This is a genomic window from Crinalium epipsammum PCC 9333, assembly GCF_000317495.1.
GTDB classification, from domain to species: Bacteria; Cyanobacteriota; Cyanobacteriia; order Cyanobacteriales; family PCC-9333; genus Crinalium; species Crinalium epipsammum.
In genome coordinates this window covers 4,466,981-4,479,427 of record NC_019753.1, presented here as the reverse complement: position 1 = coordinate 4,479,427, position 12,447 = coordinate 4,466,981, and the positions used below count along the sequence as shown (strand labels likewise).

The 12,447-nt window shown below is 41.2% G+C and carries 11 protein-coding genes; 4 read left to right on the top strand and 7 right to left on the bottom strand.

The features are described from left to right. The 4 genes from mltA to CRI9333_RS19375 form a co-directional block, all read right to left on the bottom strand. On the bottom strand, positions 1-1,182 hold the full coding sequence (gene mltA, locus CRI9333_RS19390; protein WP_015204866.1) for a murein transglycosylase A: 1,182 nt from the start codon (positions 1,180-1,182) through the stop codon (positions 1-3). A gap of 401 nt (positions 1,183-1,583) precedes the next feature. Beyond that, complete coding sequence (locus tag CRI9333_RS19385) at positions 1,584-1,838, bottom strand: hypothetical protein (RefSeq protein WP_015204865.1); 255 nt, start codon at positions 1,836-1,838, stop codon at positions 1,584-1,586. A 63-nt stretch (positions 1,839-1,901) separates the two neighbouring features. Next, on the bottom strand, positions 1,902-2,696 hold the full coding sequence (locus tag CRI9333_RS19380) for a hypothetical protein (RefSeq protein WP_015204864.1): 795 nt from the start codon (positions 2,694-2,696) through the stop codon (positions 1,902-1,904). Positions 2,697-2,752: 56 nt separating this feature from the next. Continuing rightward, positions 2,753-3,130: a Mo-dependent nitrogenase C-terminal domain-containing protein gene (locus CRI9333_RS19375; RefSeq protein ID WP_015204863.1), complete on the bottom strand. Its 378-nt coding sequence runs from the start codon at positions 3,128-3,130 to the stop codon at positions 2,753-2,755. A gap of 348 nt (positions 3,131-3,478) precedes the next feature. Here CRI9333_RS19375 and CRI9333_RS19370 point away from each other — a divergent pair, with 348 nt between their 5' ends. After that, complete coding sequence (locus CRI9333_RS19370) at positions 3,479-3,814, top strand: sensor histidine kinase (RefSeq protein WP_041226130.1); 336 nt, start codon at positions 3,479-3,481, stop codon at positions 3,812-3,814. 95 nt (positions 3,815-3,909) lie between these two features. Here CRI9333_RS19370 and CRI9333_RS19365 read toward each other — a convergent pair whose 3' ends face one another. From CRI9333_RS19365 to CRI9333_RS19355, 3 genes are all read right to left on the bottom strand, one after another. After that, positions 3,910-5,712: a ribonuclease J gene (locus tag CRI9333_RS19365; RefSeq protein ID WP_015204862.1), complete on the bottom strand. Its 1,803-nt coding sequence runs from the start codon at positions 5,710-5,712 to the stop codon at positions 3,910-3,912. A 479-nt stretch (positions 5,713-6,191) separates the two neighbouring features. Then, the gene (dapA, locus tag CRI9333_RS19360) at positions 6,192-7,076 is read right to left on the bottom strand and encodes a 4-hydroxy-tetrahydrodipicolinate synthase (RefSeq protein WP_015204861.1); all 885 of its coding nucleotides are present in this window, start codon (positions 7,074-7,076) and stop codon (positions 6,192-6,194) included. 89 nt (positions 7,077-7,165) lie between these two features. Continuing rightward, the gene (locus CRI9333_RS19355; protein WP_015204860.1) at positions 7,166-8,215 is read right to left on the bottom strand and encodes an aspartate-semialdehyde dehydrogenase; all 1,050 of its coding nucleotides are present in this window, start codon (positions 8,213-8,215) and stop codon (positions 7,166-7,168) included. 446 nt (positions 8,216-8,661) lie between these two features. On the opposite strand from CRI9333_RS19355, the gene tig reads away from it, so the two are divergent. The 3 genes from tig (at position 8,662) to clpX (ending at position 12,315) form a co-directional block, all read left to right on the top strand. Further along, entirely contained in the window at positions 8,662-10,074 is a 1,413-nt protein-coding gene (gene tig, locus CRI9333_RS19350) for a trigger factor (protein ID WP_015204859.1), read from the top strand. 207 nt (positions 10,075-10,281) lie between these two features. Next, positions 10,282-10,968, top strand: coding sequence for an ATP-dependent Clp endopeptidase proteolytic subunit ClpP (clpP, locus tag CRI9333_RS19345; protein ID WP_015204858.1), 687 nt, complete (start codon positions 10,282-10,284; stop codon positions 10,966-10,968). Positions 10,969-10,977: 9 nt separating this feature from the next. Next, complete coding sequence (gene clpX, locus CRI9333_RS19340) at positions 10,978-12,315, top strand: ATP-dependent protease ATP-binding subunit ClpX (protein WP_015204857.1); 1,338 nt, start codon at positions 10,978-10,980, stop codon at positions 12,313-12,315. Positions 12,316-12,447: the final 132 nt, after the last annotated feature.

Genomic DNA, 12,447 nt, shown 5'->3' with positions numbered 1-12,447 from the left:
TTATTGTCTTAATAGTAAGTAATACAATTTTCCAATACTACCAGTCACGCCTGCGCGATCGCCTGCTATCTTACCACTACCCATAAAATAATCAACCCGACCTGGACCCTTAATAGCACTACCTGTATCTTGATCTAGCACATAGCGATTAACTAAACGCTGTTGAATTTGACCATTAGCAGTACGGTAGGGAAGTTGAGTTTGTACTAAAGCTAAAGCAGCAGGAGGCATCAAAGATTTATCTGTAGCAATGGAACGATCAGGAGTCACCGGAACATTAATCACACCCTTAGCTGGTGAGCCATAAGTATCTTGGAAAAACACAAAGCGTTGATTTCGTGGAAGATAATTACTTAGTTCCACAGGATTTCTTTTAAAATAATTGATCATCACTGGTAGGCTCATACCGTCTAAAGATAACTTGCGATCTTTAGCCAGTTCTCGCCCAATACTTGTATACGGGTAATCAGTTCCCCCAGCATAACCAACGCTCATCACAGAACCATCTGTAAGCTGAAGTTTAGCCGATCCTTGGATCTGAACTAAATAAGCCTCCATGCGATCGCGTAGCCAAACTAATTCCGCACCCTTGAGTAAGCTTTTTTCCCCTAAACCATCCACCCCCTCTAAATCAGCCCTTTTTGGATGTGGCTTAGACCAACTACTAAAATCTGCGGGTAATCTATACAGAGGATAACGATATTCCGCCGTGCGCGTCTTACTAGCCTTATAAACTGGTTCATAATACCCAGTAAATAAAACCTTTCCTTTATCATCACTTCCTACTGATTGATAAAAAGTAAACTCCCGTCGCACAGCAGCTTGCAGTTCTTGTGCTGACTTAGCAGACAAAACCAACTGGCGGAAGCGCAATAAAGAACGGCGCACACGATCAACTGTAATATCTGGCATCAAATATGTTTGATATGTTGCTGCCGCTTCAGAAGTTTGTAAATAACGTAAGCTGTGATCAATTGACTCTAACAATGCCTGCTGATCTCCAGGCTGATTTTGATTTCCCCATATTTGCTCATCTAAACCCAACGAATCTGCCTGTCTAGAAGGCACAGCACCCTTAGCAACATTAACTGCCGATGGTGGCATTTTAGATAATACAGGTGTATTAGGATTGCCGAAAACTACACCTAATCCGAGAGAAAGTAAAGCAAGTGTTTTTTGCATAATCACCCAAAAGTCAATTAATAACTACTTAATGACAACATCAACTTATTTGTGGTTCCCCTACCAGGGAATCTTTCCCGATCAGTACTAAATTTTAATGTTTACTAACTGCCATTTAACATAATTAGATACAGTCTGGATAAGTTGGATATATTTAATTTTTTTATGCCCAAGTATAGCCCCTATATTTTTTACTTTCATTTCCCTGGCATCTCAGCAGAAAACCAGTGGATTTAATCGGTTATTTCTATAGAAGTTACGCATAAATTATCCTTGAGTTGAGGGCGGGTTTATGTATATCACTGGTTTGGAAAGATAATTTTTTGGTGCAACCCGCCCGAACATCGCCTAATTTTACTGTTGTATTGCGTCCATGATACGTTGATTATATGCCCAGTTATTTAATACTCAACATCGACACTAGAAGCAAAGACTGGTTCCACCCTGATCGCCAAAATACTATCAGGACGGATTACCATATACTCGCCCTGGATATTTCTAATTGGCACACTGATGAAATCTTTGGAACCTGATTTTGGTACTAATTCCCCACTGTACCATTTTTGGAACTCTTGAATGGTGGTAAAACGCACCTCTTCCCGATGACCACCTTCAATTAGTAAGTGTACGGCGTATTCATTTGGAGTTCTGGGCATATAATTAATTGATCCTGCTGATTGTGTGGGTAAACATCAAAATTACGTTACAACAAATTAGCCCTATGTAGATGAGAACAAATTAAACCGTTGTAGAAGAGTATCAATCATCTGAGGCAGCGTGTTATGCAGTTCATCTGCTGTTTTGAACAATAACTGTTGATGGCTAGGTAAGTCAAAAGGCAATTCCCCTTCAAAATCTGGGCGCTGCATCTGAACTAGCAAAATTTGTTCGCTGCGCTTGCTTTGCAGAGCATAACCAATTTCTACACAGACATTAGGACTAGGAATCAGTTGCAATTTATCCTGGGTATTAAAAGAACTAATTGGCGTACTATCGGCAATAAACAGTAAACTCTTGCGAATTTTGCGTAACATCGTGTTGTTGAGGCGGATAGGAGCATCAGTGGAGCGGGGAGATGCTTCTATTGTGATGGGGAGACGCGATCGCCCAACAGCACGCATACGTTGGTTGATATTTTCGATCGCATCATTTAAAACTTCGACTAATACCTGATTTGAGGTTTGATACTCGCTTTGATAACTCAAAAAGATCACTGGATCTAATTGAGCCATTACCTCTTGCTTTGTAAAATAAATTTCGTGACTAATTAAATCAATATTAGAAATAATATATCCGCCACTGCCTTCGATGTAAAACTCAACGGTTTCTCCTTCTAGATATCGCTGAAACCAATTCGAGCCTTTAACATCCTTGCTGTCTTCTAAAAAATCTGCTCTTAAAGCAGACTTGAGTAAACTATTCTTACTGAGCCTTAGATCTTGGGGGCGTTTTTCTAGTTCTTGAATTGGCTCATACTGCTCAAGATACCAAGCTTTCAGGGCAATAATAGCCATAATGCACTTTCACCGACAATATTATGTATGCCACAAATAGGAGGCAAACCTAAATTTTAGCAGTAAGCGGTGACATCTTCACCACATTCATCAGCTAAATAGCACAAAGCGCGGAAGCGTAAACCAACAACTTGTTCGTAGAGGGGGTTGAGTTTACACATTGGGGGAATGTGGAACAAAGTGCGTCCAAATAGTTTGACATCGCGTTCAAATGGACATTGAGCAGGAATCAGTTCACATAAGCGTTTAGCTAATTTGCGATCGCGTACATCTAGCCCGTCTAACCATTGGCGTACAGGTTGTAGTACATCGAAAGATTTCTTGGCACAAGCTGGTTGGGCGATCGCACTGGCATTTCCAGTAGCATTGTCTTCATTAAACCAAACCCAGCTTTCTACATTAATGTTTGATTTTGTATAATTAGATACAGTCATTTGTTTTCTCCTGTGTTTTGTAGTAGCTAACTAACCTTTTCTTTCTCTCTCTAACTACAAAGCCTTAAATACTCTTACCGGAATGATTGTTTAGATAACTGGTTTTGTAGTTTCTTTACCTGATATCATCTTGCCCAAACTCAACCCATTTCCGCGTGAGCGATATCACCGAATCTTTGTAAAAACTAATTACATTAATCTCGGTAACTTCACGCAGATAGTCCTGAAACTTAATAGCAGCAAGGTTTATGTTAATAGCTCACAAAGAGCAATGCCTGCGGCAAACTGAACGCTAACGCATTTAACTCATTTTTTACTGGCTATACTACATCTACTGAAGAGGGTTGGATGCAGATAGTTCCCAATCCCCCAAGCCATAATATCAATGCTATTAAGTACTCCCCCACAGGTAGCACAGTGTTATTTGAGCTTTTTTATGAAAATCAACAAGCTGTTTTTCAGATTCAAGACTCAGAGATTGGCATTCCTGAAGCCGATCAGCTACACCTTTTTGATATATTTCATCGCGCTAGTAACGTCGGTAACGTCGCGGGTACTGGTTTAGGTCTAGCTATTGTTAAAAATTCTGTAGATTTACATGGCGGTAAAATTTCTGTCAAAAGTGAAGTTGGTATAGGGACAAAGTTCACTGTCTGGATACCGCTAAAATCTATTTTTAATTAACAAATTTGAATTTCTTGAGTAAGTTCAGATCCAAAAAATTAGGGGCAAACACAAGGTTTGCCCCTAATTTGGGTTAATTTATACCAGTCTACTGATTAAACTGCTAAACTTGCCTTCACACTAGGGCGCTGCCGTCTTCTTCCAGGTCTAGCTGGTGGTTCCGCAGGACTTTGCAGTAAGAACACCAATAACGGACGACTCTGAAGTTCGCGTCGGATCAAACGTTGCAGGTCGCGCTCGATTTGAGTTTCTAAACCTGCCCAATCAACCTCTACCCCTTCCTCACCAAAGGAACGAGCAAAACTTGCCCAGCGATCGCTTAAAGTATTTTCAATCGTCTTTTGGACTAATGCTTGTAAAAGCGATCGCTCAACCGCAGTGACAACACCTCGCAGATGCACTTCTGGCTTAGTCATCAGCTTGCCTTCCCAACTGACAGCCGCCGCTACTGTCACCACACCATCATCAGCTAATTGCTGGCGTTCTTTCATCACATTGTCATGGACAACACCAGCATTATCTACCAGTTGCAGACCTGAAGGTACTTTACCCGTGACACGCATAGCATCTTCAGATAACTCCACAACATCCCCGTTATCAATAATCACCATATTTTCAGCAGGGATACCCATACTTTGGGCAGTTTGGGAGTGCTTAACTAGCATCCGATGCTCACCGTGAACTGGCAAGAAGAATTTCGGTTTAGTCAGGGCAATCATCATTTTTTGGTCTTCTTGACAGCCATGACCTGAAACGTGAATGCCTTTATCACGACCATAAACCACGTTTGCGCCCTGCATCATCAGCTTGTCGATGGTATTGACAACTGCGATCGTATTTCCTGGGATGGGATTTGCCGAGAAAATTACTGTATCGCCTTGACGAATGCGGATGTTGCGATGTTCATTGTTAGCAATTCTAGTGATTGCTGCTAGTGGTTCCCCTTGAGAACCTGTGGTCAGAATTAACACTTTTTCAGGAGGGAAATTCTGAATTGCTTGTAACGGCTCAAATAAGTTATCTGGACATTTAATGTAACCGAGATTCCGCGCTTGGGCGATCACATTCAACATTGAACGACCTACCACAGAAACAACCCGATTACGCTTCTGGGCTATTTCCAAAACCATATTAATTCTGTGAACTGATGAAGCAAAAGTTGTTAGCAGTACTCGTCCTTTTGCCTCACCGATAATTCTGTCAAGATTAGGATAAACAGAACGTTCTGACGCTGTAAACCCAGGTACTTCTGAGTTAGTAGAATCACTAATTAAACAAATTACACCTTTCTCACCATGCTCTGCTAACCTATGTAAATCATAAAACTCACCATCAACTGGAGTATGGTCAATTTTAAAATCACCTGTATGAATAACAACGCCGACAGGAGTGTGTATAGCTATTGTGAAACTATCAGCAATTGAGTGAGTATTGCGAATAAATTCTACAAAAAACGACTCACCAATTCGTACAACATCGCGCGGCATTACTCGTTTTAATATTGTGCGATCGGCAACACCTGCTTCTTCTAATTTACCTTCAAGTAACGCCATTGCTAGACGCGGACCGTAGATAACTGGAATATCAAACTGCTTAAGGTGATAAGGAATACCGCCAATATGGTCTTCGTGACCATGCGTGACAATCATGCCCTTAATTTTGTGGCTGTTTTCCCGCAAATAAGTCATATCCGGCAACACAATATTAATGCCGTGCATACTATCTGTAGGAAATGCCAAACCAGCATCTAACAGAATGATTTCATCATTGAATTCAAAAACGCAGGTATTCTTGCCAATTTCATGCAATCCCCCTAAAGGAATAATTTTGAGACTCGGCTGAGATCCGTTATTAGTATTAGCCATTTTCTTCGTAATAATTAAGGGTTTATTAGTCATAGAACAAAAACTTCCAATATTGGCATCAAGTAGAACTTTTAATCAAAGCAAAATCAAGAGATTTCTTGCAAAAATCAGTTATTTTTCTATCCACACGCTGCGTACACTTGTGTAAACCTTGTGCTGCCGTGCGGCAAGGCTACGCTTACATCTCTGGTTAATTTTCTAAAATCTGACTTATGCAAGAAATCTAATGTTAAATATGGAAAAAAATCTATTGGTCTTTGCTTAGAGCTTATCTCAAAAATCTATTTGAGGTAACTCAATATCTGTATTTATCTGTGTTCATCTGTGTTCATCTGTGGTAAAAAAACTCTTAAAGCAACTTTTAGGGTAAGCAGTCAGAAACTAAAAATGCCTGTGATATCAATTTATCCATTGATAAATTACCAGTATCGGTATCAACAACTTAATCCTCAAGCTTGAAACCTAATCCAGTAATATTCATTCTTTTTGAAATTGGTCATCCTTTATTTAACTTAAATTAAAGCTAGTTCAGATAAAAGCGCCTTAATTGCTTGGCTATCTTTTTCTGATAAATCCGTAAGGGGTAAACGACTACCGCCTACATCCCAACCTTGCAATTTGAGAGCTACTTTAACCGGAATTGGGTTGGTGTCACAAAATAAACCTTTAAACAAGGGGAATAATTTCAGGTGAATTTGAGTTGCAATCTGGCTTTGATTTGTTTCAAAAGCTTGAATCATTTGTTGAATTTGATTTCCAACTAAATGACTAGCCACACTAACAACGCCCGTTGCTCCGACTGCCATTAGTGGCAAAGTAAGAGAATCATCTCCAGAGTAAATCGCAAATTCTGCTGGGGTGATGCAGCGAATTTGACTTGCTTGATCGAGGTTTCCTGTAGCTTCTTTAATAGCAATTATATTAGAGATTTCTGCCAAACTAGCAACAGTTTCTGGAAGAAGATTTTGACCTGTACGACCTGGGATGTTGTAAAGCATTATAGGTAGGTCAGGACAGGCTTGGGCGATCGCCTGAAAGTGTTTATATAATCCCGCTTGGGGTGGCTTATTGTAATAAGGTACAACTTGTAATGAACCATCTAACCCTAGTTTAGCAGCTTTTTGTGTTGCTGCGATCGCTTCTGATGTGGAATTAGATCCTGTTCCAGCTATAACCTTAGCTTTGCCTTTAACAGCATTTAATACTACCTGAAATAACTGGAACTCTTCATCCCAACTCAGGGTTGGAGATTCACCTGTAGTACCGCAAATTACAAGTCCATCTGAACCATTTTCAGCTAAATGCGCTGCTAGTTGTTCAGCTAGATCATAATTAACACTTTCATCTTCTTTAAATGGTGTCACCATTGCAGTGATCACCTTACCAAAGTATACCACGCTTTTATAAACTCCTCATAATGGCTGTCAGCTTTCAGCTATCAGTTTTCAGCTTTTGGCACTAAATAACCCCTAATTATTTGAAGCTATTAGCTAATTGCTGATAACTCATTGCTATTTGCTGATATATAGCTTTTTTCAACTAACAACTCAGCAATTTGCACCGCGTTTAAGGCTGCTCCCTTGCGAATTTGGTCTCCACTTAACCAAAGTTCTAAACCAGAAGGATGAGAAATATCTTGCCGAATTCTACCTACTAAAACGTCATCCTGACCTGTAGCATCTATGGGCATAGGGAAATAATTTGCTTGCCAATCTTCTACCAGTTTTACCCCTGGAGCATCTGCTAATATTGATTTTGCCTTAGCTACTGGAAATGGTTCAGCAAATTCTAAATTTATTGCTTCTGAATGCGCTCTGAGTACAGGAACCCGTATACAAGTAGCTGTTACACGCAAATTTGGCTCACCGAAAATCTTGCGTGTTTCATTGAGCATTTTCATTTCTTCTTCACAATAACCTTGTTCATTAATCGGGGTATTGTGTGGAAATAAATTAAAGGCTAGGGGATAAGGAAATACTTCAGGAACCGGATTTTCACCGTTTAAGATGGCTTGGGTTTGAGTTTTGACTTCTTCCATTGCCCTCGCACCAGCACCACTAGCAGATTGATAAGTGGCTACAACAATGCGTTTAATCGGCTGGATTTTATGTAAAGGCCAAACTGCTACCGCCATTAATATAGTAGTGCAGTTGGGATTAGCAATAATGCCTTGGTGAGTAGCTGCTGCTTCGGGGTTAACTTCGGGTACTACTAAAGGTACTTCTGGATTCATCCGAAATGCGCTTGAGTTATCGATCATAACTGCGCCCGCGTTCACAATTTTATCCGCCCAAGCTTTAGAAGTAGAGCCACCAGCCGATGCTAGAACGATATCAACTTGATCGAAAGAGCGATCGCCAACCGCCTCAATGGGCAAATTTTCGCCTTTAAATGGCAGTGTTTTACCAGCAGAGCGAGGTGAAGCCAATAACTTTAAATCAGCCAAAGGAAAGTTGCGACGATCCAATAACTCTAATAACTCCGTCCCGACTGCACCAGTGGCTCCTAATATTGCCACACGATATGAATTAGACAAACGTTGATCCTCCCCTGAAATACTGAGTAGTAACCGATATCAAAATCAATAATTTTTGTTCTAAATCTCTGAATGCTTTAACCTTAAAGGTTTATTTGGTTATAAGTCGATCTTTAAAGATTCATCATAATTTAAACACATTTTACACTCTTCAGCCCTCAAAGTCTGCGCCTGAGACTCAGATTAGCCAATACTGATGGCAACTACATACCACCTATGTATTATGATCAGATACCGAAGATCTAAAAAGCACGCGGATAGGGCAAGGTCTGATCTACCCAAGCTTAGAACATTTCTTATGCCGTAGCTGTGGTGACAGAACTAGAATATCACGAGTGTTGCCAGGATTGAAGTAAATCCTGATACACCAAGATTGCACCACCAGCCATCGTTGATTTTTCAGCTTAAAATTTAAGTTTAGCCTCAGAAATTAGAGAATTTGTTTGATGAAAGTTACCCAGGAAAAGCTTCCCGCTAGTCAGATTGGTCTGGAAATTGAAATTCCAGCAGAAATGTCCAAAACCGTATACGAGAAGGTAGTTCAAAACCTGTCGCGCACTGCTAATATTCCTGGGTTTCGCAAAGGAAAAGTGCCACGTCAAATCCTTGTCCAGCGAATGGGAACACAACGGCTCAAGGCAGCAGCCCTAGAAGATTTGATTCAAGAAGGCTTTAAGAAAGCTCTTGAGCAAGAAGAGATTCCGGCAATTGGCAACTATCAAGTCCTCTCCCCAATGGAGGAAATGGTAACTCGGTTCCAACCAGGAGAACCATTTACTTTCTCCGCATCTGTGGATGTAACACCAGAAGTCAATCTTGGTGAGTACACAGGTTGGCAGTTACAAGCCGAAGAAGTTGTTTACGACGAGAGCGAAGTAGATAAGTTTTTAGATGAACGCCGCGCTGAAAAAGCTACTTTAATTCCAGTAGAAGGACGACCAGCACAGCAGGGTGATGTAGCAGTTGTTGACTTTGCAGGGGTATTTGCAGATGTTGCAGAGGGAGAAACACCCGCAGAAATCCCAGGCGCACAAGCAACTGACTTTGAAATCGAGCTAGGGGAAGGAAGATTCATAGAAGATATTGTTGATGGGATAGTTGGAATGAATACCGGAGAAACTAAAGAAGTCTCCGTAAAGTTTCCCGAAGATTATCCCCGTGAAGACTTGGCAGGTAAGGCTGCACTCTTCACCATTACTCTGAAAGATTTGAAAGAAAAAGAGTTACCTGAGTTAAATGACGATTTTGCTCAAGAAGCCAGCGATTTTGACAACTTGGCAGAATTAAGGGAATCTCTAGAAACTAGATTTAAAGACAAGGCTGCACAATCAACCAAAACTAATAAAGAGCAAGTTTTAGTAGAACAACTGCTAAAACAGGTAGAAGTTGACCTACCAGAAAGCTTGATCGAGCAGGAAATCCAAACTCAGATGCGGCAAACAATCATGCAGATGCAGCAGATGGGTATGGACGTGAATAAGGTGTTGAACGACGAAATGGTTCGACAGTTAGCAGAGCGATCGCGCCCTGAAGCACTCACCCGCCTTAAACAGTCCTTAGCGTTGGAAGAAATTGCTAAACGCGAATCTATCCAAATAGAACCAGTAGAACTAGAAGCCAAAATTGCCGAATGGATGCAGCAACTATCTGGACAAGAAATTAATCCCCAACGCTTGCGCGAGGTAGTTGAAGCTGATTTACGCAAAGAAAAAGCGATTAACTGGTTGGAAGAACATTCCACAATTGAACTGGTTCCCCAAGGTTCACTCGTAACTGCTGAGTCAGATAGTGAAGAAGCTACAACAGATGCGACTGAAGCCCGTGAAGTTGAAGTTGAAGTTGTTAGCGAAACCGAGTAACTAGAAACTCAACTGTCTACTAGGGAATAATTTAATATTCCTCTCAAGCTAGGGCGCAGTTTAATTCCTGTACCCTAGCCCTGATCGTAAGATGGTCAAAGGCGGCGGATTCGGATATAACGGAATTAGGAACAATAAAATTCACCATTTATTGGCAAATAACTGCCTGAGTTCGATTTTACAATTTTGCTCCATAAAAATAGCCCTATGCTTATCTCAAAATCAGCAAATTACTCAATTACCAGCCTGAACAACTTAGAGGTTTATTCCTCCAGCAATGTCATCCCGATGGTGGTAGAACAGACTGGTCTGGGTGAACGGGCTTTTGATATCTACTCACGGTTGTTGCGTGAACGGATTATATTTATGGGTACGCCCGTAGATGATACGGTGGCTGACTCACTTGTTGCCCAACTGCTGTTTTTAGAATCTGAAGATCCAGAAAAAGATATACAACTATATATCAATTCTCCAGGTGGATCTGTAACAGCAGGTATGGCGATTTATGACACAATGCAGCAAATCCGTCCTGATGTAGTTACAATTTGCTTTGGTTTAGCTGCCAGTATGGGAGCCTTCCTACTATCAGGTGGAGCTAAAGGCAAGCGGATGGCACTTCCTAGCTCTCGAATTATGATTCACCAACCGCTCGGAGGCGCTCAAGGGCAAGCTGTTGATATCGAAATTCAAGCTAAAGAAATTCTTTATCATAAAAGAGTGTTGAATGAGTTGTTGGCGGAACATACAGGTCAGCCCATAGATAAAATAACAGCAGATACAGAGCGTGACTTCTTTATGTCTTCTGCTGAAGCAAAAGATTATGGTTTGATTGATCAAGTTATTGATCGGCACAATCTTAAAGACTCAGACTTAACTCTCACCTCACTCTCATAAGAGGCAAATATGTCTAAATACGACTCCCATTTGAAATGTTCTTTTTGTGGCAAGTCTCAGGAGCAGGTGCGGAAGTTAATTGCTGGTCCGGGGGTCTACATTTGTGATGAATGTGTTGACTTGTGCAACGAAATTCTTGATGAGGAATTGTTGGACTCTAATGCTCCAGCACCTCAAGCTGTACCCAAGTCAGATCCTAAAAAGCGCCGCGCTCATAGTGCCAATTTGTCTCTTAGTCAAATTCCTAAACCCAGGGAATTGAAGAAGTTTTTAGATGAGCACGTAATTGGTCAGCAGGAAGCCAAAAAAGTTCTTTCAGTGGCAGTCTACAATCACTATAAGCGTTTAAGTTTTATCCAATCTAAAAATAGTGGTAAGCCTGGGGCTGATGATGCAGTAGATTTGCAAAAATCTAATATTCTGTTGATGGGTCCTACGGGTTGCGGTAAAACGCTGTTAGCACAAACATTGGCAAGTATTTTAGATGTGCCTTTTGCTGTTGCTGATGCTACTACTCTGACAGAAGCTGGGTATGTGGGTGAAGATGTCGAGAATATTTTGCTCAGGCTTTTGCAGGTAGCAGATTTCGATGTCGAGGAAGCGCAACGGGGAATTATTTATATAGATGAAATTGATAAGATTGCCCGTAAGAGCGAAAATCCCTCAATTACCCGTGATGTTTCTGGCGAGGGAGTGCAGCAAGCTTTACTAAAGATGTTAGAAGGCACTGTTGCTAATGTTCCTCCTCAAGGGGGACGCAAGCACCCTTATCAAGATTGTATCCAGATTGACACCAGCAATATTATGTTTATTTGCGGTGGCGCGTTTGTGGGTCTGGAAAAAGTTGTTGAGCAGAGAATGGGTAAAAAATCAATAGGCTTTATTCAACCAGGGGAAGGGCAACCACGAGAAAAACGCGCGGCAGATATTTTGCGACACATGGAACCCGATGATTTAGTAAAGTTTGGGCTGATTCCAGAATTTATTGGTCGAATACCAGTGGTGGCGGTGGTTGATCCGTTGGATGAAGAAGCATTGATGGAGATTTTGACGGAACCTCGTAATGCTTTGGCGAAGCAATATCAAAAGCTGCTGAAGATGGATAATGTGCAGTTAGATTTTAAAACAGATGCGTTGAAGGCGATCGCACAAGAAGCATACCGTCGGAAAACAGGCGCACGTGCTTTGCGGGGAATTGTGGAAGAGTTGATGCTGGAAGTGATGTATGAGTTGCCTTCTCGTAAGGATGTGACTCGTTGCACTATTACGCGGGAAATGGTGGAAAAACGCTCGACTGCGGAATTGTTGGTGCATCCTTCTTCGTTACCAAAGCCTGAATCTGCTTAGATTACTATAGAGTTGATATTTTTATGTAGGGGCGGGTTGATTTGTTGGTTGTGAGACTGGCAAGTTAACTCGTTCCTACAAGGTTTTTATAGTATTTAACCGCAGATAAACGCAGATGTTTTTGTGGGGTTA

Bases quoted from the DNA above. Each gene is read 5' to 3' on its own strand.
- CRI9333_RS19370 (WP_041226130.1), top strand. From the start codon at position 3,479: ATGCAGATAGTTCCCAATCCCCCAAGCCATAATATCAATGCTATTAAG.
- mltA (WP_015204866.1), bottom strand. From the start codon at position 1,182: ATGCAAAAAACACTTGCTTTACTTTCTCTCGGATTAGGTGTAGTTTTC.
- CRI9333_RS19380 (WP_015204864.1), bottom strand. From the start codon at position 2,696: ATGGCTATTATTGCCCTGAAAGCTTGGTATCTTGAGCAGTATGAGCCA.
- CRI9333_RS19375 (WP_015204863.1), bottom strand. From the start codon at position 3,130: ATGACTGTATCTAATTATACAAAATCAAACATTAATGTAGAAAGCTGG.
- CRI9333_RS19365 (WP_015204862.1), bottom strand. From the start codon at position 5,712: ATGACTAATAAACCCTTAATTATTACGAAGAAAATGGCTAATACTAAT.
- CRI9333_RS19385 (WP_015204865.1), bottom strand. From the start codon at position 1,838: ATGCCCAGAACTCCAAATGAATACGCCGTACACTTACTAATTGAAGGT.
- tig (WP_015204859.1), top strand. From the start codon at position 8,662: ATGAAAGTTACCCAGGAAAAGCTTCCCGCTAGTCAGATTGGTCTGGAA.
- clpP (WP_015204858.1), top strand. From the start codon at position 10,282: ATGCTTATCTCAAAATCAGCAAATTACTCAATTACCAGCCTGAACAAC.
- clpX (WP_015204857.1), top strand. From the start codon at position 10,978: ATGTCTAAATACGACTCCCATTTGAAATGTTCTTTTTGTGGCAAGTCT.